This window comes from Psychrobacter sp. JCM 18903 (assembly GCF_000586475.1).
Lineage (GTDB): Bacteria > Pseudomonadota > Gammaproteobacteria > Pseudomonadales > Moraxellaceae > Psychrobacter.
In genome coordinates this window covers 37826-61305 of sequence record NZ_BAWJ01000017.1, presented here as the reverse complement: position 1 = coordinate 61305, position 23480 = coordinate 37826, and the positions used below count along the sequence as shown (strand labels likewise).

Here is a 23480-nt window from a genome sequence, read left to right as displayed (position 1 = left end):
TTTGATGAATAAAAAAGGTGTGATATCGACTATCGCATCCTTTTTTGTGCCAGTCATTTTAGCTGGTTGAATTACGTTATAATCCCAGCTAAGCACTGTTTACCAAGTAATATTCGCCAAGTACTATTGGCTGAAAAACAAGTACCATAGATCCTAATTCATAAAAGGTTATGAGCAATGATTAATACCAAAATTTATAAAGCAATTTATACTTTAGCTGAAGAGTTATTGGAAGCTGATCGTATAGGCAATCAAGCAGCATTTGATGGGTTTTATGCTGAGCTAAAAGCCATTTGTAACGATAATGAAAATACCGATAAAGACCATCCAGAACAGTGGGAAACATTGGCTGACTTTACCGAAGATTTAGACGAAGCCTTAGTTATTTATGACAAGGCCTTAGCGAAAGCGACTGCGATTAATTCGAAAGATCACATGTCATCGATTGCCTTTTCTATGGCGGTTCTACAGATCGAAATGGGTGAAAAGGATGCGGCTATCCAAAGTCTACAAAATGCCAAAATCACGGCTAATAAGATTGAAGATAAAGAATTTAAGGTTGAGATAGACGAGCTGCTTACAAAGTTGTTGGCTGAATAACTTCGATACTGAGTACTGAAAAATCTTCAACTAAGCAGGAATGATTTGTTATGCAAAACCTACCTATTGCAATTATCGGTGGTGGTTTGAGTGGCTTATATGCAGCGTTTTTGTTAGAGCAACGAGGCATCGATTATATATTGCTTGAAGCGCGTGATAGATTGGGCGGGCGCATCGCTGTTGCGAAATCATCAGTAGATCAGAATGCTAGTAGACAAAGTGTCGATAATGAAAAATCAAACGATGGCTTCGACTTAGGGCCATCGTGGTTTTGGCCAGAGTATCAGCCGCAGTTGATCAGTCTTATTGAAAAGTTGAATTTACCGCGTTTTGCGCAGTTCGAGGACGGTGACATGATGGTTGAACGTACCGCCAATGAGCTGCCTGTTCGCACCCAAGGCTATCAAAGCTCGCCACCGTCTATGCGCCTCGTCGGTGGTATGGCAGCGCTCATTGATGCTCTGTATGCGCGCTTAAATCCTACGCGCATTATCACGGGACAAATCGTAAAGCGTGTAATCAAGACTGATCACTATATCGACATAGAGAGCGAATGCAGCGCTGAACAGATGACAGCTGGTCAAATAACTACTTATCACGCGCAGCATGTGCTCCTTGCGCTACCGCCTCGTTTGGCGGCGAGTAACATCAAGTTTGAACCTGATTTACCACAGCCGTTGATAACAGAATGGCAAGAAACCGCGACATGGATGGCGCCACATGCCAAATATGTGGCGGTTTATGAGTCGCCTTTTTGGCGTAATCAAGAACTATCGGGTTCGGCGCGAAGTGCAATAGGACCGCTGACTGAGATTCACGATGCGTCCTTGGTAGAGGGCAATGGTGCATTATTTGGCTTCTTTGGCGTTCCTGCTCACGTCCGCCAAAGCGTCTCAGAAATGGAACTAAAAGCCCATTGCCGAGCGCAGTTGGTACGTTTATTTGGTGCACAGGCAGAGACGCCAACGGCTGAGTATCTGAAAGACTGGGCGCAAGATTCATTGACCGCGACGCCTGCTGATGCCAGTGGCTCAGGTCAACATGCTGTCGCACCGAACGCTAAGCCAAACATAGGTGCATGGCAAAACTGCCTAACGGGCAGCGCTAGTGAATGGTCAGACGCGTTTCCTGGTTATATTGCTGGTGCTATCGACGCAGCACATAAGGCGGTACAGGGTTTAGATTTAGGTTTGTCTGATGAGCTATCGTCATCAGCGTCGCTACCCAATAGGATAGTTGATGAGTGAGTCTTTAGAACAGCAAGCTTCTCGCAACACCAGCACATGGCTCATCCCTTTTGCTTGCTTGTTAGGCGGAGGAGGTCTGATTGGTATTTCTACCAATTTGGCAAAATATGCTGGTGAGATAGGTATTACACCACTGGCATTTCTCTTTTGGTCCATCACGGGCGCTGCTGCTATTTTATTGATCGTTGCATTAATACGGCACGAATTACCTCCTTTAAATGCGCGTAGCTTTGAATACTATTTTGTGGCCGCGCTCATCAGTGTTGCAGGTTCTAATTTACTACTGTTTTCAGCTATCCCACATGTGGGTGCAGGTTTCGTCGCGCTCATTATCTCGCTTCCACCATTGTTGACTTATCTTGGTGCATTGGCACTGCGGATGGAGCGATTTAATATCGTCCGCGCTTTGGGTGTGGCCGCGGCGCTTCTTGGCGCAGGAGTATTGGCAGCGCGTAAGTTTTCGACGCCAGACGCCAGTACTTTTTGGATTTTGATCGCGCTTTGCGGACCAGTATTACTGGCTATTGGTAATATATATCGCACCTTACGCTGGCCTAATAAGGCATCACCTAGCGCACTCGCGCCAGGTATGCTAATCGCGGCTTCGCTGTTGCTGCTGTCATTTAGTGTATTGCCTAATTTTTCAGTGAATATGCCACTAGACTGGGTGCCGCTAGGTTTGATTGGCATACAAGCCGCCGTATTTGCGGGTCAATTCTTATTGTTGTTTTTATTACAAAAAACTGGCGGTCCTGTTTTATTAAGTTTATTAGGCTCGGTCGGTGCAGTTGTCGGTGTGCCAGTGGCTATTTTTTTGCAGGGTGAGATGCCGCCAGAAGGGTTGTTTCTGGGTGCTTCATTGATCGCACTGGGCGTTGGTTTGGTGACATGGGGCGGGGTGAAAATGGCGACCACATCGATAGAACTACGTAAAGATGACCGTTAGGGTATAGCGCTCATAAATACGCTAACCTATAGACTAATGACCCTACTAGAGCATATGTTTGTACTGCAACTATCCAAAAGTGTAGCCATGGAAAAATGTCACTATATAGAAATGCTACTATGCAACCCTCACAATAATCATTTTTTATCTAATCCAACCTCACAAAACCTCGTTAGAACGTAAATATTACCGTTACTGCTAATCTATAATTTATCTACAACCATTTTAGCAATCAGCATGGCTAGGTATGAGTGTTCAACAGGGCATCATAATTAGTTACGATTATCTAAAATCAGTTTTGTGAGTAACACAAAAAAGGAGTATAAATATCGTGGTTATTCCTATCATGGATTAGGGCGATGCATGCAGCCAAGCGTTATCGATTGTTAAATAATGTCACGATTGTCATTAGTATTATCGGCGTAGCCATTGCTTTATTAGACAGTGGTTTCACGCTGCCGATGTGGTTACAACAGGTTTTCCATATTTTTTATCTTGCGATTATTTTTTTAGGCTTTGTTGTGACGGCAGGGCGTTACCTCTATAGCAAAAAGCCGCTGACCCTAAATAAAGTCGCTGTCTTTGACTTACTGACCAGTATCGCGATTGTTATCCTATTGGTAGCACATTTCACTGATTTGGTGCGCTCTGGGATGTCGGTCGCTGTTGATGCTTCGTTGCCATCAAAATTGCCGTCTTTGTGACCTTTATTCGTGAAATATCTGACCATGATTTTAATCTCAATCGTACCTTTCTAAACCCTGCGCAGTTTTTTATCTTAAGCTTCCTGTCATTGGTATTGGTCGGTGCATTGCTACTGATGATGCCCAATGCAACGACGCAGCCGCTGTCTTTCATTGATGCGCTCTTTACCGCGACCAGTGCTGTCTGTGTGACTGGTCTTATCGTGGTAGATACGGCGACTTATTTCACAACTTTTGGGCAAGTCATTATCATGGGGCTGATACAGATTGGCGGCTTGGGTATTTTGACTTTTGTGACGTATTTTAGTTATTTCTTTAAGGGCGGTGTCAGTTATGAGACGCAGGCGAGCATCAGTGAGATGTCTTACATGCGCGGCATGGGTGATGTGGTATCGACCCTCAAATCCATCTTATATGTGACATTTGCCGTTGAGGCAGTGGCTGCGGCACTCATTTATATCAGTATTTATGACATACCAGATATGGATTGGTCTGAGCAGTTATTCTTCTCTGTTTTCCATGCAATTTCTGCGTTCTGTAATGCTGGATTTTCTACATTTAGCGCTGGCATGTATGATGACGCGCTACGTTTTAATTACCCATTACAACTGATTATCGCTACGACCTTTATCTTTGGTGGTATGGGTTTTGTCATTGTGGTCAATGTGCTGCGTTATTTGCGTGATCGTGCCGAGCGCCTGATCTATCGCCATGATCAGCGTTATATTTATCGACCATGGTTGCTCAATATTAATAGCCGCATAACCTTGATTACGACGGGCGCTTTATTGTTGGTAGGTCTCATCGGTGTGATGATATTTGAATATAACAATGTGCTGGCAGACCATCGCAGTTTTTTCGGTAAGCTTGTCACAGGGCTGTTTACTGCTGCCACGCCGCGAACCGCAGGATTTAATACCATCGACATGGGGGAACTCGCGTTTCCCACGATTATGTTGACGATATTTTTGATGTGGATTGGTGCCTCGCCAAACTCGACGGGCGGTGGTATCAAAACCAGTACGTTTGCGATTGCCCTGTTAAACACTTTGAGTTTGGCACGTGGTCAGACCAATGTTGAGGTCTTTAAGCGCCAGATTGCTGACATCTCGATTCGCCGTGCATTTTCTATTATGTGGCTGTCTTTATTGGTCATCGGTATGGGGGTGACGCTCATCAGCTATGATCAACCAGAGCTTGATTTAATCAAGGTGGTTTTTGAATGTTTTTCAGCTTACAGCACGGTGGGATTAAGTCTGAATTTGACGACAGAGTTATCAGATTTTAGCAAAATAGTGGTGTCAGTCATTATGTTTGTTGGGCGTGTCAGCATGTTGACCATCTTTATTGCCCTACTCAAAAATAGACGCCAGCGCAATTATCGCTATCCAACTGAAGAAATCACGATCAATTAAATGGTCGTAAATAAGCCATTTCATCATTAAAAAATACTGAAAAAGGTTAATAAGGTTATGAAATATATCATCGTAGGGTTAGGGAACTTTGGCTCATCGCTAGGCATGGCGTTGACCCGTCAGGGGCACGAAGTGATTGCCATTGACAGCAGCATGCAAAAGGTTGAGGCGTATAAGGAAGTCATCTCTCATACCATCTGTATGGATGCCACGGATGAATATACCGTCAATGGATTACCGATTATCGACACCGATATCGTTATTGTCGCAATCGGTGAAGACCAAGGCGCAAACGTCATGGCGACGGCATTATTTAAAACCCTAAAAGCGAAACGTTTGATCAGTCGTAGTATCAATCCGCTGCACGAAAAAGTGTTGCAAGCTATCGGTGTGGACGACCTTATCCACCCTGAAAAAGAGGCGGCCAATCGCTGGGCCAAACGGCTGTCGCTACGTTATTTCGTCGACTCGTTTGAGCTGAGTGATCATTTCAGTATGGTAGAGATTAGCATTCCCAAGTCGTTGATTGGTCAGACCGTTGATGACTTGCAGTTGGAGCAAAAGTTCAATATTCGATTGCTTAGTACCCTGCGCTATGAGTATTATGAAGACAGCTTTGGTCGTACGCAAAGTAAGCCTAGTATTAAAGGTTTGGCTGCGCCTGAGCAAGTATTGCAAGATAAAGACGTATTGGTCATCTACGGTGCTAACAAACATATCAACGAGTTTCTGCGTAGTGTCGGTGTGAAAATCAAATAAACATTTGCAACAGCCGTGACATGAAAAGGCAAAGGGGAAACTTATGAGTAAGCGCACTATATGCATCTTGTTGCTTGCGACGATGGCATTGTTGTCAGGTTGTGACCAGACGCCGCAAGACCCGAACGTGTTGTATTCAGAAAAACATCAAGACCCCATTCAAGAGCTGGAGATGACAACAGCGGTTGATCGTAGCCAGTTTGCCTATAAACAAACCTTTTATGTGCCCATTTATTCTGACATCTATACCGATAGAGACAATCGTAAAGTCTTGCTATCAGCGACTTTGAGTGTACGCAATACCACGCTAAAAAAATCGCTGTATATCAATAAAATTGATTACTATGGCACTGATGGAACCTTTATAAAATCCTATTTAACCAAACCGATTGAGCTTCCAGCAATGGCCACGCTCAATTATATCGTCGAAAAAGAAGAGGATAAAGCGGATCGGGCGCCAACTTTATCATTGAAGTCGAAGGGATAGACGAGACGGTCAAGCCCGTCATTGAGGCGGTGATGATCGGTAATTTTAGCAATAAAGGCTTTGCATTTAGTACAGAAGGTACGCCAGTGGTGCATTGATTAAGGATAATAAAATCCAAGGAAAGGATATGTCTGCAACCAAAGAAGAAATTGTCGCCTTTATGGCGTTGGAATTTCCACAAACTAAATGTGTCATCGAGCAGTCGGTGACAATCGCTCGACCTTATCACACGATATTGGGATCAATGAATTGCGTCCCGGTGGTACGGTCTCTGGACCAGTATTGATGAGCATCGCTGATGTGGCTCTCTATGTGGCGATACTTGGTAAAATAGGTATTGTGCCATTAACGGTGACGACGAGTTTGACCATTAATTTTTTGCGCAAACCCTCAGCAGAAGCACGTATTATCGCTGAGTGTACGTTGATAAAAGTAGGCCGCACGCTAATCGTTGGCGAGGTTGCGCTTTATTCTGAAGGCTCTCGCGATATGGTGGCTCACGTAGTTGGCACGTATTCCGTACCGCCTCAGCACGTTTAGCTATTTTTAGCCCAGATTTAAAATGAGGATAGACCCTAAAAAGCAGTGCTATAAAAATTAATGTCATAAAATTAACGCTGATAAGGACTGCTACTGTTTGGTTGCCTCGACCTGAATGTTTAAGTGAAGGTTTTTAGTAACGCCAAACCACGCATATTTATCGATATTCCATTTGGTGCGATCAATCATCGCCGTAAAATCCCCACCACAAATATCTTTCTTGAGAGTGGGATGTAGATAACAGTCAAACTTAGTCGCTGTTAAGCTAATAGGGTGGGTTTCGCCATGTAGTGTTAGATGACCGTCTACTTTTGTGACCATTGGGCGTGATTTGTCTTGGCTAAAATACCATTTGTTAGAATCAAAACGTGCCAATGGAAAGCGCTGCATATCAAAGAAGCTAGGTCCTGTCAAAGTCTGGTTAAATGCTTTATTTCCCGTATTTAGAGAGCTGATCGGAATGACCAAGGAGATATTGCCAGTTTTTAAACTTGAGTCATATTGCAGTTGACCTTGGACATTATAAAAGCCGCCCGCAGTGGCAGGAGATTGGAAGCGTTCAATGGCAAAGCGCACATGGGTGCCAGCAGGATTGATGGTATAACTGGCGGCATGGCTGCTATGTGCAGCGCTTATTATTAATAATGGTAGTGTTAATGTCAGTAAAGGGTAGATATTTGATTTTTTTAGAATAAAAGATAGGATGCTCATAGCTACATTCCTTTGCGGGCTATTGATAAATAAAGAACGTCGTCGACGAGCGCAATCCATGCTGTTACTCAATGTTAAGTCAGGCAGCAATAACTATTTATACATTATTTATCAAATGCTTAGTAGCTTTATTTTTATAAGGATACCATTGTTAATTTGGCTATTATTCAACAGCTAAGATTGGGTTTTCGACGATTTTTGAAAGCTTGCCGTATCAGATTTTTTGCCATTAGTATTGATACTGTTGGCTTTGTTCGCTACTGGATATTTAAAAAATAGCGTTGCAAGTGCGCAGGTTATGGTCAATGAAAGAAGCATCGATACTAATGTATGACTAAAAAATGATCACCAAACAGCATCTTATACAGTCCCATCGTCCATCCTACGACTGTGACTATTTCAAATATTCTATAGCGATACTGATGCAGAGTGGGTAAAAAGGCCAAGCCATATAGAGAAAATCCAGCACTGGCATGAGCTGCTGGGAAGCACTTGGCAGGCGTATTAGCAACTATATTTTGCCAAATATTTAGATAAGGCAGTTCGCCACCAAACAGTATTAAATGATTGGGGCAACTGACATGAGTCATATCTTTGAGTAGCGCAATCATACTGGGAACGGCAATTAAAACAAGCAGTAGATAACTTATTTCACGCGTGGATAAAGGCGTGAGCAATTTATCGTACTTAGCATTTTTTATTACCAGATTGATGTCTGAATCCTGTTTATGTCTCAGAATTAGAACGGCTATGAGATAAATGCCAAGCAAGATGAGTAGCAATTTAGGCAAATCATAAAAAATAAAGGCAAAAGGTTGTGTGCCTTTTTCTAGTAGCCAGTGTCCATTAGTGTAAAAAAGCTCGCTAATATGAATGTCTAATTGGCTGTGCTCAAACAGCAGTGTCGCTATGATGGTCAAACATAGGAGTTTAAGCCAGACTCCATTGGCTGAAGATGTTTTCAAAATACAACACTCAATAATGCCATCATCCACAAGATAAATAGCAGCAGTAATGCCAAAAATTGTGCCGCAGAGCCAACATCTTTGGCTATCTTTGCCAGTGGATGCTTGGCGGTCGATGTATGATCGACACTGGCTTCGATTCCAGTGTTAATGAGTTCGACGATTAATGATACGAAAGAAGCGACGACCAGCAGCATTTTGATGCTGATAGTGAAAGGCACAATATAATAGCCATGAATAATATGAGATTGAGCCAAAATACTTGTCGAAAAGCCGCCTCAAATTTGTAAGCTGCTTTAAAGCCGTCCAGAGAGTAACCAGCGGCTTTTATAATACGGTAAAATCCTGTTTTACCCTTGGCGTCACTGGCATAGCTATGAGGTAGCAGTTGTTTTTTGCCTGCTATTGGGCTTAAAACCCCACGACTGGCCGACTGGTTTTCAAGATTAATAGGATTTGCTTTATTCATGTCAAATGCTTCACAGTCTATTAATATCAAGGTATGCGATAAATTTTAACCATTTAATCGTGGAAAAAATAAATGGACGAAATAAATCAGCAGATATTAAGTATAAGCGGGCAGGCATTAAGAAAACGTTAAGCTTTTTTAAAATAGAGATCTTCTCTAATGATAATTGATGATAAAAGTACTGCCACCTAACGGATTGACTTGATGGGTAAGCTGCCAGCCATATGTGTCATGATGCGCTGTACGATACTGAGCCCCAAGCCTGTGCCTTCTACTGGATAATGGGCGTCAGCTGCCGATGACGATTCTGTATCCAATGAGATGTCTTTATACTGCTGCTCTAGACGCTCAAATCTCTCATATAGCAGCGGCATCATCACCTCAGGAATACCTAGACCAGTATCAGTGACGGTGATTTTTTCAGCATCGATAGTGATGATGACCTCACCCTCATCGGTGTACTGAAACGCATTTTTTATCAAATTACCCAGTGCCATTTTTAGCAGTTCAGGTCGTACATGTGCGACATACAGCTGTTCTGCGACTATTTTACAAGTGACTGACTTATGGCGAAGCAAGTAATTTAAGCGCTGTACTTCATTTAACGCGATGTCATTGATAGACGTTGGCGGTGCATCCAGTTTTTCAGGAGCACGAGACAGCAATAATAAGGCGCTGATAATCTCCGAGGTTTCTTTGGCGGTCGTACTGATACGAGTGGCAAATGCGCTCAAGTGAGGGTCGTTTTCTAGTTGTGAGGACAATACTTCTGATGCCCCCATGATAATCGTTAAAGGCGTGCGCAGCTCGTGACTGACATCACCAGTAAATAGCTGCTCGCGTTTGAGGTACTGCTCAAGTTTGTGGTTTTTTTCATCGATTGCGCGTGCTAACACGCCAACCTCGGAAGGCAGATGCGTCAATTCCGTCAAGTTGCGATGATCTGTTTCTACAGCTTGTTTTAAGTCTAATAAAGGCTTAATGATTTGCTTGGAGGACAGCGATGAAAATATCACTGCAATCAATAAGCTCAAAATGACCGCTACTTTTAGGGCGTTGGCAAATATGTCTTCTAAATGCTCAAATATGGCCAAAACAGGGTAATTCCCCATCACCATTTCAGTGTTTTCTAGGTAGGTTAAAATATAGTTTTCTTTGTCTTTTTTATAATTAAAAAAAATGTAACTCTGTCGTCGATTGACCATTTTTAGTGGGGACAGTGACGGGCATCTCTTGTACGGTTTGGGTGGCCAGTTGTTGCAGATTGCTCGGTGCGTTATCGAAGCGATAAATCTTAATACCCGGTTCAGCGCTATAAATAGGCTGATCGCCTTCTTTTTCTTGGCTAAGCTCTAACTGCTGCAATAATCGAGCTTTGACCAGTTGTTGCTCCATTCTGACTTCGGCATACATGAAGATACTGACGAAAGTGGCACACAGTAATAGGGCAAATAACAAGTAGGAGAGTCGAAACTTATTGGCGATGGAGTCGATATTAAACATGGTATTTACTTAGTTGTGAAAGACGATATGAAAGACGATATGAAAGACGTTGAGAGTCAAATAAGGACATCAGCCGCTGATTTTTTAGGCCTTATCTGGATCAATAATCTGATAACCGACACCAGGCAACGTGACTATCATGATTTTATCGAACGGCTTATCTACCTGCGCACGGAGCCCATGCATGTGAGTGCGCAGTGCATCACTGCTTGGTATGTCTTCGCCCCATACTTTTTCTTCCAGCTCGGTTTTGCTAACCACGCGCGGCGCCGCACTCATCAAGGTATGTAGTATTTTGAAGCCTGTTGGTGTGAGTTTTAGCGACTTACCTTCACGTGTAATCGTATGCTCACTATGATTTAAAGACAATGTGCCAACAGTTAAACCATGCTCAAAATGATCATCTTTATGTCGGCGTATGAGAGCCTTAATACGAGATTCTAATTCCACCAATGAGAAAGGCTTAACCAGATAATCGTCAGCGCCACTATCGAATCCTGCCACTTTATCTAAAATCGTATCGCGAGCGGTCAGCATCAATACTGGCGTTTTGTCATGCAGCTCTTCCCTAAGCTTTTTGCACAGTTTAGTGCCGTCCATACCCGGCAGCATGACATCTAACAAGATGACGTCATATCGATTATTCGATGCGAGCGTTAAGCCACTAATGCCATTATGGGCATTGTCTAGCTCAAAGCCTTTCGGCTCAAAAAAAGCATAAATATTGGCGACGATATCGGGATTGTCTTCAATGATGAGTATCTTGTACATGAGGATTATTACCTAAAAGGCGGAGCGATGATAAAGAATTCAATTAGTCACTTTAAAAAAGGTGGGCGCTGCTTTGGTTTCGTCAGTGGTGATACCAAAAAACTGAAGCAAGGTTGGCGTAATAAAATCATGTGATACGGGCTGATCAATCATGTTAGCTAGGCTACTGTTAGCAATAGTGCTGCTATCAATGCCGTTGCCAGTCGGTGACCAAATAATCACTGGCACGTGCTTTTGAGCATTTGGCGCAATAGCGTATGGCAGACCATGCAAGTAAATATTGTTTTCGCCCAAACTTTCTCCATGATCACTAATATATACCATCACCACCTCATAATCTTGCTCATAGGGTTTTAAAGTGTCGATCACGCTATTTAAAAAATAATCTGTATAACGAATGGCATTGTCATAACCATTGATAACCGACTGGTTGTCGCATTTTGATAGCTCATTGGTCATACAGACGGGCTGATATTCTGCAAAATCTTTAGGGTAACGCTTAAAATAGGCGGGTCCATGATTGCCCATTTGATGCAGCAAGATAAGTGTGTCTTTAGGTGTCTCTTTCTGTGAGCTGCCTGACTTAACCAGTTTATAAAAACCATCAAGCATGCCTATGTCTCGACACTCAATATCACAATCTGGATTGAGCACGGCTGTTTTATAATCCTCAAAAGTTACGCGGTCAGCCACTCCTTTGGCGCTAGAGTTATTGTCTCTCCAAACGACATTGACGCCTTGCTTGTGTAGCGTATCGAGCACGTTTTCATTATAGCTAGCGCTATCAGGGTTATAAGTTCTTCTATTGGCGTAGCTAAACATGCAAGGTACTGAATAGGCGGTGGATGTGCCGCATGACGAGGCGTCTTTAAAGCTGTAGATGTTTGATTGTTTTGAAAGCAAAGGTGTGGTGTTGCGCGCATAACCGTTCAAGCCAATATGGTCAGCGCGAACGGTTTCTCCTACTACAAATACCATCAACTTAGGTTTTACAGCGCTGTTGCTAGTGTTGCTAGTGTTAAAAGTAATACTGCGTTTTGCATCTGTGCCATGAGGAATTAGCGTATCGGGACGACGGCGCTCAGCGATATAATCAGTACCCAGTTTGATAACAGAGTAAACAGGGGTAATAGGATTGACATAACTACGGACTATTTTGTGCTGGCGAAAAAAGCTGGCGTATTGATCACCAAATGGCATCAGACACACCGCTATCAAGACGATAGATAATAATAGGGTGACTGATTTTTGAAGGGTTGCTTGTTGCCAAGACAATCGCTTTATACGAATGTTACCAATCATGAAAGCAGGCACTATACCTAGTAAAAACAGGCGAATAAATAGACTGGGTGCCATCAATCCCATGGCTTCTGCTTGATCGGTTTGTAAGCCGTTAATGAGCATATCACGATTAAATATCGTCCCGTAGCGTCGGTAAAGTAACCACAGATAGCTGCAATCAGCACCATTATGATGAGCATTACTTTTGCCGTTGAGCGATAACACAGCAGTGACAACACCAACCACATCAGCCCAAATAATAAGCCTGTGATGGAAAAAATAAAGCCCATGTTTGTGCTCAATGGATAAACGCTGAGTACCTGCTCAAAAAAGCCAATATTCGCCGTCGCTACTAAATACAGAGCCACGACTATGATCAGATGATTGAGATTAATCTCACGATCATAGAGCTTGCTCAGGGAGCGGCTTTTTTTATTAGCTTTAGGCGCATCGATTTTGGCGGCTTGAGATATTGACATACAAGTACTTCTCAACAGGATGGTAAGGAGTGTAATGCCTTACAGTAACAAGTACGCTGTTAAGAAGATGTTAAGGTGGTTGAATTCAATAAGATATTAGGACATATCAACAACCTAAACGATGACACGTCCTAATTTAAACCTGTGCGAAAGAGCGTGCCAACGACAACAAAGGCGACAGAAAACAAAGTGACCAATATGATATTGATTGAAAACCCTTTCAGGGTCTGAACAGACAGTCTGGGTATTCGATAAAAACGAGCGTGCAGGGCAACCAGAACAGTCATTAGCAATAATAGTAATTTGAGACTAATAAGAATACTAAAATCATTATCAAGTTTAAACCATGCAGCAATGTTGGGTAATAGCTGGTAGGCCATCCAAAGTCCAGTGATTATTTGCAGCACCAAAGCCGGCATCCCAACCCTCTCAAATAGCTGCTCAAATTGCATCAGACCATCAATATTTCGGGATGATAGCGCTTTTGGTAAGACCACCAAGATCAAAATCAGATGACCACCTGTCCAGACAGTAGCGCCTAACAAGTGTAGTATGAGTATATAGTTAAGCATAGATAACAATCCTTAAATGCCACTGACATAGGCTTTATGTCGATTAACTGAGGTACTTAATCATGAAACGCGCCGCACAATTACAACCATTATCTCGTCAACATCATCTAGGTCTAAATCTATCTCGCCATGCTAAAGAGTGTGCTGATGGACCTAACGCAATTGCCGAGCATTGGCTAAATATCACGTCTTATATTAACGAGATGCAACAGCATTTTCAGATTGAAGACAATCTAATGGCTCATGCCTTACAGCCTCATCGCAGCTCCAAACCTGAGGTGGCATCGGTACTGAATACACTTGATGCGCAGCACAAGTCCCTGCATGAACTCATGGCAGAGGTTCAAGGTTTGCCGCACTCTCAAAGCAATCACGTCACCGTTGGACAAGTCAAAAAACTCGCCACCTTGCTATACGATCATATTCGTTTTGAAGAACGAGAATTATTTCCTATCGTTGAGCGCTATCTGACAACAGAAGAATTAGAGGTCATTTATGATGCCAGTCCAGACAGTATCAAACGCTCAGATGAGAACCGCTAAAGCGCATTTTTTATCAAAGTTGTCTTACTCTATAGCGAGATAACCTGCGTCAGAAAAATACTGTTGTCCAGCAGGCGAGCGCAAATAGTTTGAAAAATCTGTCGCGGCAGTAGTCTCACTAATCACCAACCCGTCTTGCAAAATAGGGGGATAAGTGTCTGGCGCTAACGTATAGAACTGCTCAGGCGTGGCTTTAATCGCTGTCAGTTGTGATTGAGCGACAAAGCCATAATCGACATTACCAGTGTGCGCATATTGAAACGCTTGCCCGATATTTTCAGCTTGAATAATGCGACTTTGCTCAGTGAGCGTGTCAAAGATATTTTGCGTTTGTAGATAGGCTTGTGCCGACTTGCCATAAGGAGCAAGTTCTGGATTGGCAATGGTGATTTTGCTATCAGACTCCGACATTAATAATGCATTTAAAGTAGTAGTATTGAGTCCTTTAAGGGATTTGTTAACACTATAAAGTGCCAGCTGACCTTGGGTATAAGTAAAGGGCTCGTGGGTTGCTTCGTCAGCAGATTTTGCGTTATCTAGTTTTTCTTTGGCAAGCTTGGCAGGAAATTCTTGATTGGCGGATAAAAATATATCGTAAGGTGCGCCAGAGGTAATCTGCGCATATAACTTACCTGAAGAGGCATAAGTCACGTCAATCGCTTGTGCAGGCAAATTCTTATCCATTTTATAACCCGCAATAATCTCAGGCAATACATCTGATAAGTTGGCAGCCGCTGCGATGCGCAGTGTTTGACTTTGCTCAGTGGCATTGTTGGCGTCCGATTGAACAAGCTCAGCGGTTTGCTCTTTGCTACAAGCGGTGAGCGTTAACGCTAAGCAAGCTGATGATATTGTTATTAGTTTAATCATTATTATAAAACCTTCTTATTATTGCTCTCCAGTGTCGCTCACTGTTATTGCTAAAGGTTAGCTATCGCTTTGAGTAGTCATTTGAAGCGCATTATTACCCATTATTACTAAGCCATTTAGAGGAATCATCTTGGTAATATTCTTGCTTCCAAACCGGAATGTCGGCTTTAATAGTATCCAATATCCAGCGACAAGCATCAAAGGCAGGATAGCGATGGGCAGAAACCACGCCAACCCAAATAGCGACATCACCAATCTCTAATGCACCGATACGATGAATGGCAATGGCATGGGTATCTCAAGCGCTTTTTGGCTTCTTCGATAATGGCGCGACCTTGATTGATGGCAAGATCTTCGTAGCCATAATAGGTCAAACGATTGACGCTACTGGCATTATTATGATTGCGTACCCGTCCTTCAAAGCAGACAAACGCGCCGCAACTGTCATTATCAAGGGTGCTTTTAAGCCGATTTTCATCAATATCGGTATCTAACAGCGCAAAACCATCACGTTCAGCGATGAGGTACGCCTCATCAATGGTACGTTTAATGCTCATCGATTGACCGTGTACATTGTCTGTCATATACCTTTTCTCTTATTGTTTTTAAGATTCTTAGTGATGCAAATGATAGTGTGGTTTTAACCGCCAGCCACTGGGGTGATAAAAACCACACTATCACCCTCATAAATCTCATCTGTCCACTTGGCAAAATAGTCATTGACAGCCACGCGTAGCTCCGACTGCGGACGACTGAAGCGATGTTTTTGGCGTAGTTGTTCGTACAGTTCGGTCAATGAAGTCGACTGAGGCACAGTGATTGTTTCTTCATGACAATCGGCTTCATCAGCTAAGCTAGCGAAATATAAGACGTTAATATTCATCGTGGTGTCTAGCTTAGAATTTGTATTGCTTTCTACTAAAGTGCTCATAGAAATCTCCATTATTTATTCATTACTAAGCTTTTTGTAAATGATATGCATAAAGCCAATTTAAGCATGTTGATAGTCGGACTTACCGCCCGTTTTTTTCATTAAATGAATATTATCAATCACAATGTCATGCGAGATGGCTTTGGTCATGTCATAAATGGTCAAGCAAGCGACACTGACGGCGGTTAATGCTTCCATTTCTACCCCAGTTTTATGAGTAACTTTAACCGTGGCAGTCACAGTAATGCTATGGTTTGCATCATCGTATGCAAAGCTTAAGCTGATTTTATCTAAGGGCAAAGGATGGCAAAGTGGAATCAAGTCGTGGGTGCGTTTGGCTGCCATGATACCGGCAATATGAGCAGTCTGAGTGATGCTACCTTTTTTGGTCATGCCGTCAGCGGATTTGATTTGCGTATAAATGTCTGCAGGAAAAACCACTTGTCCGCTTGCATGTGCTTCTCTGGTGCTAGCCGTTTTACCACTCACATCGACCATGGTGATATCACCGTCGCTGTCTAAATGGGATAAGCCGGATTGGTTGCTTGGTGGATTACTGTTTTTTTGACTGTCGCTATTCATTCTTTATTTCTCTTAAATGGCAGATTTTTCTTAAAGTTGCTTTCTTTAAATAAACCTTTTTATAAGTTGTTCAAAGCTAAACAAGCACGTGCAAAATCTTTAGGCGTATTAAAATTGGTCAAATACTGCCAATCTCTTGCGAAAGGGACGGGCTGCACAATCGGCTGAATAAACTTCATCACTTGCCGCTGCTCATCGTCAATATAATGCTTCAAATCAGGCTCCATATCCAAGCGGTATAGACCTAACAATGGATATAAATGACTGTCATCGGTCAGGCAAATAACAGTTTTATCAGGATTTTTCGTCATATAAGGTTGCAGTTTTTGCCATAAATCGGTGACAGGAATTAAACTGTCACAGCTGATAACCATCAACCAAGATTGCTGCCAGCTTGCTTCTTTTATTAATTGGTTTGAACTTGCTAAACTCTTTAATGATTGCAGCGCTGCTTCAATCGCTACCAACGCGCCACCTGTTTCAATCGTCTTATCATCATTGCTTGACAGAATCTTGTTAGAAAGATCGTTAGCAGATAGATAATCATTAATATGAAAGACTGGCGATGGCGAATTCTTAAGCAAATCTGGATTGATGCTAAAGCCGCGTCCGTTATCGGCAATCATAATAGGTAAGTTGCTTGTCAATGCAGCACTCAATTCAAGCGCTTGTCTAACATGATAATCAAGCAAACACTCGCCTGTCGGGAGTATCAACTCAGCTTTTGGCGTTCCCATACGTTTGGATGCGCCGCCCGCCAAAATTACGATACCTGCTAAGCGATTGCATTCCTCTATGCTGATTAAGCTGTCTGCCACTTCCAGCATGAACTAGTCATGACCTGGGTTGGTACGCATAAAGTGTGGCACAAAGTTACAAGGACGTGTGCGGCTATCGAGCTGCTCTTGTAAGATACCTTCCCACGCAGTGCGACAAGCGCCTGATGAACCGGGTAGCAAAAAATGCCTGTACCATTTGCCATGCCAGCCACGGCGCGAGATTGGATGGTAGACATACCAATATCGTCTTTTGAGATTAAGCGGAACATTTCACCAAAACCATCAACCGATTTATCAAACAATACGCCAACCGCCTCTGGCATACTGTCTCGGATATAAAGCCAGTACCGCCAGTGGTGATAATAGCGTGCACATTTTGGTCGGCAATCCAACCGCTGATGACGGCTCTGATTTTGTAAATATCATCAATAATCAACTGACGATCGGCAAGTTGATGCCCTGCTGCGGTCAGTTGGTCAACCAAATACTGCCCTGAGGTATCTTCTGCAAGAGTACGACTATCAGAAACCGTTAAGATGGCGATATTAAGCGGGGTAAAGGGTGCTTGCAGCTTACTCATGAATAATCCTTAATAAATACGCTTGTTATGGAAATAAAAGTTTTTATTATTGATACATTATTGATTTTATCCACCAATCATCGACAAATTATTCATCATGCCGCTGTTTGATTCGTGAAGATGATGATGTTCAGGTTTGATTGGCATAAAGCTATGCAGGGTATTAACAAGTCCTGCGACATCATCTTGTTCCAGATGCTGACGAATATCGTAGTTACCTTGGTCAAATAGACACAGATGCACCTTGCTTGGCTACTGACCCGCAGGCGATTGCAGCTGTCACAGAAATGAGCAGCGTAAGGGGCAATCATGCCGATACGACCTTTATAATCTGGATGGCTATATTCTATCGCTGGACCATCGTTGCTGCCACGTATATGAGTTTGCCAGCCATTTTTTAATAAGTAATTGGTAATAATATCGGACTGTGCATGCTGCGCAAAAAATAAATCGCTATTATCACTGGTCTGCATAAATTCAATAAAGCGATAAGTGACCGCTCTGTCTTTGATGTATTCGATGGCATTCATCAGATTTTCAAAGGCCGTTTCTGCCATTAAAATACTGTTTATTTTTAGCTTAATATCTGTGGTTGTAAGTAAAGTATCCATATCAGCCAAGAGCTGCGGCAACATGTCAAAGCCAGTCATCTTATGAAAAGTAGCAGCATTAAAGCTATCCATACTGATATTGAGCTGATTAAGCCCAGCTGCTTGCCAGTTAGCCAAATGCTTGCCAAGCTTATAGCCATTGCTGGTCATGGCAACGGTTTCAATGCCTTCAGTGTTTTTGATGGTTTTAATAATATCTACCACATCACGCGTATAGAGGGTTCACCGCCCGTAATTCTGACTTTTTTAGTACCAACTTCGGCAAATCCGCGGATTAACGTGGCAATTTCAGTAACGCTAAGCTCGTTTTGTGGTGGTTTGCCTTGATAGCCGTCTGGCAGGCAATATTCACAGCGAAAATTACAGAAATCAGTAATCGATAGACGCAAATAGGTGAGACGTCGTGCGAAACCATCGGTTAATGGTTGAGAGAGCGTGACCGGAAAATACGTCGACGTGCTAGCAGCTCTCATTGCAACGTTCGATGATGAGTCACCATCAAAAATAACGGGTGCAGCGGCAGGCGAATACAATTGCGCATTACCTAGGGTAGGGGCAAGATGGTTCATAGATGATTACCATTAATATTAAGTATAGTGTGTACTTTTAGGCGTTGCCTCAGGTTGTGAGTGGAAAATTCTATTTAGGTATGATTATGACAGTTTACACGCAAATAACCATTCACCGTAAGTGACCCAAAAACTACCACTAAAGTAGTAGATGCTACTTGGTTATGATTTTCAAAATCAACATACGCCCCAAGCAGTTTCTCATGATTCATGGCTAATCAACAGTATAAAGAATGATTAACTGTGTAACGCTTTATACCATTGATTAGCCATGCAGCTTTTTAACTATACCGTTATTAATGATGCAATTATTTAGCTGTTGTTTAGCTATTATTCAGCGATGCAACCAAGGGAAGGGCTGCACTTTTACGGTTTCACCAGCGGCTACATTGCCAGAATCTTGTGCTAGTACAATGAAGCAGTTGGCGTGGCTTAGTTGTTTGATACGGTGCGATTGTTGCTTGGTAAAGCTTTCAACTTGGAAATCACCAAGTTCGTTTTGGGACAATATGCCTCTTTGAAAATCCATCCGTCCTGCTGATTTTTTGACATCATTTTTAAGCGTTGCAGTGAGACTTAACTGCATAGGTCGCTCTTGTGGCGCAGCGCCTGCCATTTGCCACAAGGCTGGGATCACAAATTGCAGACTACCAACGATGGTCGATAGCGGATTGCCGGGTAAGCCAAAATACAGCACGGGCTTGGCAAGATCTTTAGTTAGCTCGCCAAAGACAAATGGCTTGCCGGGTTTCATCGCCACTTTATAGTGGTTAATCTGCCCAAGCTGCCCAATGACGGTGGTTAAAAAATCATAGTCGCCAACCGATACCCCAGCCGTGGAGATAAGGACGTCGCACTCTTGCATCGCTTGGGTTACGGCGGTGGTGGTTTTATCTAAATCATCAGCAATGATGCCATAATCTCGAATAGTGATGGGCAAGTCAGAGAGCAAGCTTTTTAGGGTAGGCGTGTTCGAGTTATAGATTTGCGCCAAGCTGGTCAGCTCATTGCCAATGGCAACTAGCTCATCGCCTGTTGCGAGTACACCAACGGTTAAAGGCTGATATACCGTCACTTGACCAAAGCCCAAATTCGCCAATAAGCTAATATCAGCAGGATTTAGGCGTTTACCCTTTAATAGAACCGCTTCGCCAACTTCAATTTCTTCGCCTTGTTTACGGATATTGTCATCATGCTTAGCGTCTTGACTGAGGGTAATAGTATAAAGCTGCGATTTATCAATGCTGCCTTTTATGGCGGCAAAGTTGGTGTTTTCTTGCATGATGACCGTATCACAGCTATCAGGAACGACCGCACCGGTAAAGATACGCACCCCTTGTCCTGCTGAAATGTCGCCACTATAAGGACTGCCCGCTTGTGATTCACCCACGATATCAATCGTGCTGTCTGCTGAGAGTAGGCTGTCTTTAGCGATCGCATAACCATCCATCGCCGATAGATTTTGTCTTGGTATAGCAAAAGGCGAGACAATATCTTCTGCCAATATATGATGACGGCTGTCTAATAAATCGTAGCTTGCGACCGCTCTTTTATGTAGCGGATAGTCGTTAGTATTATAAGCTCTATACGCTGCTGTATTTCAGAGATAAGTCCTGCAACCGTAATCATAAACGTCTACTCATTTTATTAATATTGAACTGTGTTATTGATATTGAACGACACATAGCATAAAAAGGGTGCTGTATCACAAGAACCTTTATACCATAGCAGCTACTTTATAACATAAGAATTAAGTGACCGACAGTGGACTGCTTAGCCGCGGAATATATTCTCTTGCTCAAGCGTCATCTCGATACCTTGGATATCAGCCTCATACGCTAAGGTAAACAAGTAATCGCATAATGATTGGTGAAAGGCTTGTTGGCTCAATTTATTATGGATCGCAGGGCTGACTTGCTCATAAGTCATCTGTATCCCAGGTTCTTTATTGAGCACCTCAACGATATGAAAACCGTAACGGCTTTCGATAGGGCTTGGCGCCAGTCCTTTATCGAGCTTAAATAATACACCTTCAAATTCTGGTACGGTTTGACCTTTGCTAATCACACCCAGTTCGCCGCCTTGCTCTTTTGAAGGGCAAGCAGAATGCTGGCGTGCTAACTGAATAACTCGGCATCAGGATTGGCGTTATTTTTGATTTGTTCGATAAACTCATACGCGGTCTTTTTGAGCTTTAAGCGCTCATCGCCATCTTCAGGCGGGCATGCCAATAAAATATGGCGTACAGTCATGATGGGATCAGTCTTAAAGTCAGTCATATTCTGCTTATAATAGCGCTCACAAGTTGCCATATCTGGCATCGTTGCTTGAACGTTTTTGTCTATTAAAGTAGAGATAGCTTGCTCTTCGTCGTTTTCCCATGCCGCTTCACCCAGGCTTGGCTCATCTAAAACTGCCAATCTCAGTAATTCGCGCACAACCAGCGCTTGTGTCGCTAAAAAGACGGCGTCTTCTTTGTTTTCTGCTGGATGATATTGCAGCTCTTGGGCGATATTGGTTCTATCTATCATCACCCATTGACCGTCACTGAAGCAGCTCATCACGCTAGAGGCAATCAGATTTTTATGGTTGCTGCGCTCTTCCGCCATCGCTTTTTCGATGAACTCTTGGTCAGAATGCGGTTTTTGTAAATCAGACAAGGTTGGCATTACTCTAAGAATATCATCACCGCGACCAGTAGGAGTGTGATCGGCATGACTGTGACTGTGACTGTGATTATCATTATCATGGCTGTGATGATTACCACTGTGCACATGAGCGTTTTGGTTGGTCGCATGGTCGGCTGGATTGTAGGTACTGACAGTCATGGCTTTGCTCCACTAAGGATTCTGGTAATAGAAATTCTAAAATATAGGGCGTGTTGATTTATCGTTAAAGGTAGGGTAAAGAGCAGTATCTAGGTGAGGATAGGGTTAAAAATGCCGTTCCATTTAGATACTGCTCTACAGCCTTACTGAGAGTTCTTTTGTCTGACAATTTGATAGCGACGGCCGAAATACCAAATTGGCGCGCTAATGATATGAATAAGCCGTGTAAACGGAAATATCGCAATCAGGGTGATGCCGAGCGCCATATGCAGCTGATAAATTAAGTCAGTTTGCTCAATGCGCGCTGCTGCCTGCAAAGGTCTTAAGATTGTGATGTCCTGTGCCCATCCTGCCAAATTCATCATGGTATAGCCATCTAAATGCTTCACTGACGTAAAGATGGACAGCAGACCTAAGTTCAGCTGGATAAATAACAGCACCAGTACCAGCTTGTCTGAGAACGATGAGGTGTTTGAGATACGGTCATCGGTAAAGCGTCGCCACATGAGCATGACCAAGCCAAACCAACAAAACACGCCTGCGATACCCCCAACGACCACCGCTAATATCTGCTTATGTCCGGCGCTGATAAATCTGTCATAAAGAAAATGCGGCGTCAACATGCCAAATAAATGACCCAGCAAGACCACGATAATGCCAACGTGGAATAAGTTGCTGGCAAGGCGCATGTTTTTGCTTCTGAGCATTTGCGTCGAGCCTGTCTTCCATGAATACTGAGATAAATCAAAACGTACCCAAGTACCAATAATAGCGATGGTCAATGCCACATACGGATAAACGCCAAAAAGGAAAATTTGTAGCCAGTTTAGGTTGGCTAAAGACTGCACACTAGGATCTGCGATATTCATGTCCTTTCTCCTTATTATGATTTAACCGGTTGGTTGGTTTTAAAATCTACCCAGTGCACTGGAGCATCGACCGCATTTGTAGCAGAGGCATTTTTTATACCAGCTTTTGCTGCAAGATTTTGGGTACTTGTTTGTGACGGGCAGCGCTCTTCTTGTTGCGCATCCAAAAACGTCACCACTTCTTCTTCCCATTCTTTATCTAATGCCTCAAAGCTGTCATCACGCTTTTCTTTACTGATTTTTTCTTGGTACTCTTCAACGATATCGAGCGGTTTACCAGCGATTTGCAATAGCGCATTAAAGCAGCCTTTATACAAGCTACCGCGACCTTCTAATCTGGCGGCAAGCAAAGCGAGGATATGGCTAACATCAGCGATATCCATACGAATTTGAATATCGTCTTCGATAATGGTTGCTTGATACGCTAAAAATTCAAGATACAAAGGCAGATAATCAGGCAGCTCTTTGACGCTAATCTCAAAGCCCGCTTCTTGATACTGACCCATCAAATCGACCATCGCTTGACCACGGTCGCGCGACTCGCCATGTACATGCTCAAACAACCATAGTGATAAAGAACGCCCGCGCTCAAACAGACCGTCATAACGCGCTTGCGCCTCAAGAGAGCCGGTATCGATTAAATCTTCAATCAAGTCGATGATTTGTGTCCGTACTTCTGGACTAATCAATGTTGATTTGGCGACAATCTCTGTGCAATCGGCAAGCGTATCACCGAGAAACAGCTCATTACTTGGATAGTCGATAAGTAGACTGAGTACCTTGAGTAGCTTCAAATCCGAGTTGCCGATGGTTGGTTGGGTAATTGGCTCATGCACTGAAGTGCTGTTATTAAGTTGAGTAGTTTGCATC

Annotated in this window: 25 protein-coding genes and 6 pseudogenes; 10 read left to right on the top strand and 21 right to left on the bottom strand. The window is 43.0% G+C overall.

The window, feature by feature from the left end:
* Positions 1-177 precede the first annotated feature (177 nt).
* The 9 genes and pseudogenes from TT12_RS11880 to TT12_RS11850 all read left to right on the top strand — a co-directional run bounded on the left by TT12_RS11880 (position 178) and on the right by TT12_RS11850 (position 6698).
* Positions 178-600: a hypothetical protein gene (locus tag TT12_RS11880; protein ID WP_045455128.1), complete on the top strand. Its 423-nt coding sequence runs from the start codon at positions 178-180 to the stop codon at positions 598-600.
* A 50-nt stretch (positions 601-650) separates the two neighbouring features.
* Complete coding sequence (locus tag TT12_RS11875; protein ID WP_045455124.1) at positions 651-1847, top strand: flavin monoamine oxidase family protein; 1197 nt, start codon at positions 651-653, stop codon at positions 1845-1847.
* A complete protein-coding gene (locus tag TT12_RS11870; protein ID WP_045455120.1) occupies positions 1840-2793 on the top strand; it encodes a DMT family transporter in 954 nt (317 codons plus the stop codon). The genes TT12_RS11875 and TT12_RS11870 overlap by 8 nt, the downstream gene beginning before the upstream one ends.
* A gap of 359 nt (positions 2794-3152) precedes the next feature.
* Entirely contained in the window at positions 3153-3497 is a 345-nt protein-coding gene (locus TT12_RS17635; RefSeq protein WP_243443657.1) for a hypothetical protein, read from the top strand.
* Positions 3494-4912 carry a TrkH family potassium uptake protein gene (locus TT12_RS11865; protein ID WP_243443656.1) on the top strand — a complete coding sequence of 473 codons (1419 nt, stop codon included), beginning with the start codon at positions 3494-3496 and terminating at the stop codon, positions 4910-4912. Before TT12_RS17635 ends, TT12_RS11865 begins: the two co-directional genes overlap by 4 nt.
* A 57-nt stretch (positions 4913-4969) precedes the next feature.
* Positions 4970-5671: a potassium channel family protein gene (locus TT12_RS11860; protein ID WP_045455117.1), complete on the top strand. Its 702-nt coding sequence runs from the start codon at positions 4970-4972 to the stop codon at positions 5669-5671.
* Between the two features lie 43 nt (positions 5672-5714).
* Positions 5715-6158, top strand: a complete 444-nt coding sequence (locus TT12_RS11855; protein ID WP_279378889.1) for a DUF3124 domain-containing protein — start codon at positions 5715-5717, stop codon at positions 6156-6158.
* Positions 6137-6256, top strand: a complete 120-nt coding sequence (locus TT12_RS18590) for a DUF3124 domain-containing protein (RefSeq protein ID WP_306304347.1) — start codon at positions 6137-6139, stop codon at positions 6254-6256. The genes TT12_RS11855 and TT12_RS18590 overlap by 22 nt, the downstream gene beginning before the upstream one ends.
* A gap of 29 nt (positions 6257-6285) precedes the next feature.
* Positions 6286-6698, top strand: a pseudogene (locus TT12_RS11850) (PaaI family thioesterase).
* 90 nt (positions 6699-6788) lie between these two features.
* Here the strand turns inward: TT12_RS11850 and TT12_RS11845 are convergent.
* The 9 genes and pseudogenes from TT12_RS11845 to TT12_RS11815 all read right to left on the bottom strand — a co-directional run bounded on the left by TT12_RS11845 (position 6789) and on the right by TT12_RS11815 (position 13449).
* A complete protein-coding gene (locus tag TT12_RS11845; protein WP_045455113.1) occupies positions 6789-7409 on the bottom strand; it encodes a YceI family protein in 621 nt (206 codons plus the stop codon).
* Between the two features lie 323 nt (positions 7410-7732).
* Positions 7733-8374 (bottom strand): PAP2 family lipid A phosphatase, encoded by a 642-nt coding sequence (locus tag TT12_RS11840; protein WP_243443655.1) that lies wholly within the window; start codon positions 8372-8374, stop codon positions 7733-7735.
* A pseudogene (locus tag TT12_RS11835) lies at positions 8371-8843 on the bottom strand (diacylglycerol kinase). The gene TT12_RS11840 and the pseudogene TT12_RS11835 overlap by 4 nt, the downstream one beginning before the upstream one ends.
* A gap of 188 nt (positions 8844-9031) precedes the next feature.
* Positions 9032-9955 carry a sensor histidine kinase gene (locus TT12_RS11830; protein WP_243443654.1) on the bottom strand — a complete coding sequence of 308 codons (924 nt, stop codon included), beginning with the start codon at positions 9953-9955 and terminating at the stop codon, positions 9032-9034.
* Positions 9956-10013: 58 nt separating this feature from the next.
* Entirely contained in the window at positions 10014-10346 is a 333-nt protein-coding gene (locus tag TT12_RS17630) for a hypothetical protein (protein ID WP_243443653.1), read from the bottom strand.
* An 84-nt stretch (positions 10347-10430) separates the two neighbouring features.
* The gene (locus TT12_RS11825; protein WP_045455111.1) at positions 10431-11117 is read right to left on the bottom strand and encodes a response regulator transcription factor; all 687 of its coding nucleotides are present in this window, start codon (positions 11115-11117) and stop codon (positions 10431-10433) included.
* Positions 11118-11156: 39 nt separating this feature from the next.
* The gene (locus tag TT12_RS11820) at positions 11157-12521 is read right to left on the bottom strand and encodes a phosphoethanolamine transferase (RefSeq protein WP_502685184.1); all 1365 of its coding nucleotides are present in this window, start codon (positions 12519-12521) and stop codon (positions 11157-11159) included.
* Positions 12473-12877, bottom strand: coding sequence for a hypothetical protein (locus TT12_RS19450; protein ID WP_502685183.1), 405 nt, complete (start codon positions 12875-12877; stop codon positions 12473-12475). The genes TT12_RS11820 and TT12_RS19450 overlap by 49 nt, the downstream gene beginning before the upstream one ends.
* A 131-nt stretch (positions 12878-13008) precedes the next feature.
* Positions 13009-13449, bottom strand: a complete 441-nt coding sequence (locus tag TT12_RS11815) for a CopD family protein (RefSeq protein ID WP_045455109.1) — start codon at positions 13447-13449, stop codon at positions 13009-13011.
* 62 nt (positions 13450-13511) lie between these two features.
* Here TT12_RS11815 and TT12_RS11810 point away from each other — a divergent pair, with 62 nt between their 5' ends.
* The gene (locus tag TT12_RS11810) at positions 13512-13991 is read left to right on the top strand and encodes a hemerythrin domain-containing protein (RefSeq protein WP_045455107.1); all 480 of its coding nucleotides are present in this window, start codon (positions 13512-13514) and stop codon (positions 13989-13991) included.
* 24 nt (positions 13992-14015) lie between these two features.
* Here TT12_RS11810 and modA read toward each other — a convergent pair whose 3' ends face one another.
* The 12 genes and pseudogenes from modA to narJ all read right to left on the bottom strand — a co-directional run bounded on the left by modA (position 14016) and on the right by narJ (position 23479).
* Complete coding sequence (gene modA, locus TT12_RS11805) at positions 14016-14861, bottom strand: molybdate ABC transporter substrate-binding protein (protein ID WP_045455102.1); 846 nt, start codon at positions 14859-14861, stop codon at positions 14016-14018.
* A 94-nt stretch (positions 14862-14955) separates the two neighbouring features.
* Positions 14956-15445 (bottom strand): annotated as a pseudogene (locus TT12_RS11800) (molybdenum cofactor biosynthesis protein MoaE).
* Positions 15446-15501: 56 nt separating this feature from the next.
* Positions 15502-15792, bottom strand: a complete 291-nt coding sequence (locus tag TT12_RS11795; RefSeq protein ID WP_045455098.1) for a MoaD/ThiS family protein — start codon at positions 15790-15792, stop codon at positions 15502-15504.
* 60 nt (positions 15793-15852) lie between these two features.
* Positions 15853-16374: a cyclic pyranopterin monophosphate synthase MoaC gene (gene moaC, locus TT12_RS11790; RefSeq protein ID WP_045455093.1), complete on the bottom strand. Its 522-nt coding sequence runs from the start codon at positions 16372-16374 to the stop codon at positions 15853-15855.
* Between the two features lie 59 nt (positions 16375-16433).
* Entirely contained in the window at positions 16434-17201 is a 768-nt protein-coding gene (mobA, locus tag TT12_RS11785; RefSeq protein WP_045455090.1) for a molybdenum cofactor guanylyltransferase, read from the bottom strand.
* A gap of 3 nt (positions 17202-17204) precedes the next feature.
* A pseudogene (moaB, locus tag TT12_RS11780) lies at positions 17205-17733 on the bottom strand (molybdenum cofactor biosynthesis protein B).
* A gap of 66 nt (positions 17734-17799) precedes the next feature.
* A pseudogene (moaA, locus tag TT12_RS11775) lies at positions 17800-18913 on the bottom strand (GTP 3',8-cyclase MoaA).
* Between the two features lie 334 nt (positions 18914-19247).
* A pseudogene (locus TT12_RS11770) lies at positions 19248-20542 on the bottom strand (molybdopterin molybdotransferase MoeA).
* A gap of 144 nt (positions 20543-20686) precedes the next feature.
* Positions 20687-20980 (bottom strand): peptidylprolyl isomerase, encoded by a 294-nt coding sequence (locus tag TT12_RS17625; RefSeq protein WP_243443652.1) that lies wholly within the window; start codon positions 20978-20980, stop codon positions 20687-20689.
* 50 nt (positions 20981-21030) lie between these two features.
* Positions 21031-21741, bottom strand: a complete 711-nt coding sequence (locus TT12_RS11765) for a hypothetical protein (protein WP_243443651.1) — start codon at positions 21739-21741, stop codon at positions 21031-21033.
* Positions 21742-21884: 143 nt separating this feature from the next.
* Positions 21885-22610, bottom strand: a complete 726-nt coding sequence (narI, locus tag TT12_RS11760; protein ID WP_045447153.1) for a respiratory nitrate reductase subunit gamma — start codon at positions 22608-22610, stop codon at positions 21885-21887.
* 14 nt (positions 22611-22624) lie between these two features.
* On the bottom strand, positions 22625-23479 hold the full coding sequence (gene narJ / locus TT12_RS11755; RefSeq protein ID WP_201605037.1) for a nitrate reductase molybdenum cofactor assembly chaperone: 855 nt from the start codon (positions 23477-23479) through the stop codon (positions 22625-22627).
* Position 23480: the final 1 nt, after the last annotated feature.